The following is an 804-nucleotide window of genomic DNA, read 5'->3' as shown; positions in this document are numbered from 1 at the left end:
CCCAGCACGATCAGGGTGAGCAGGATCACCATCAGGCGCGGCAGGAAGCTCAGGGTCTGTTCGTTGATCTGGGTGGCGGCCTGGAACATCGCCACCACGAGACCGACCAGCAGGCTCGGAACCACCAGCACGCCGACGATCATCGCCGTCAGCCACAACGCCTCGCGGAACAGGTCGAGTGCCACCTCAGGGGTCATGTCTCTCTCCAGCGCGCCAGTGGCGCGTCAAGCCGGCGTCACCGCTAGACGGTGCCGAAACTGCCCGCCAGCGTCCCGATGATCAGCGCCCAGCCATCCACCAGGACGAACAGCATGATCTTGAACGGCAGGGAAATGATCAGCGGCGACAGCATCATCATGCCCATCGCCATCAGCACGCTGGACACCACCAGGTCGATGATCAGGAACGGGATGAAGATCATGAAGTCGATCTGGAACGCGGTCTTCAGCTCGGACGTGACGAAGGCCGGGACCAGGATGGTCAGCGGCGTCGCCTCCGGGCTGCCGATGTCGGTGCGCTTGGACAGGCGCACGAACAGCTCCAGGTCGGAGGTGCGAGTCTGCGCCAGCATGAACGCCTTCAGCGGTACCTCGGCCTTTTGCAGGGCTTCCTGGGCGGGAATCTGCTCGTTCAGGTAGGGCTGCAGGGCCTGGCTGTTGATCTTGTCGAACACCGGGGCCATGACGAACATGGTCAGGAACAGCGCCAGCCCCACCAGCACCTGGTTCGACGGCGTCGATTGCAGGCCCAGAGCCTGGCGCAGGATGGAGAAGACGATGATGATCCGGGTGAAGCTGGTCATCA

Annotated in this window: 2 protein-coding genes; both read right to left on the bottom strand. The window is 63.2% G+C overall.

Annotation, left to right across the window (positions count from 1 at the left end; genetic code table 11):
• On the bottom strand, positions 1-197 hold a 197-nt coding region (locus HMPREF2886_RS03755; RefSeq protein WP_033994299.1), incomplete at its 3' end, for a flagellar biosynthetic protein FliQ.
• A gap of 44 nt (positions 198-241) precedes the next feature.
• Positions 242-804, bottom strand: a 563-nt coding sequence (gene fliP / locus HMPREF2886_RS03750; RefSeq protein ID WP_070746814.1) for a flagellar type III secretion system pore protein FliP, incomplete at its 5' end; no start/stop codon positions are given.

Origin of the sequence: Pseudomonas sp. HMSC066A08 (assembly GCF_001813025.1) — a bacterium.
Lineage (GTDB): Bacteria > Pseudomonadota > Gammaproteobacteria > Pseudomonadales > Pseudomonadaceae > Pseudomonas > Pseudomonas aeruginosa.
The sequence above is the reverse complement of the archived record's forward strand: the minus strand, read 5'-3'. Positions and strand labels throughout refer to the sequence as shown.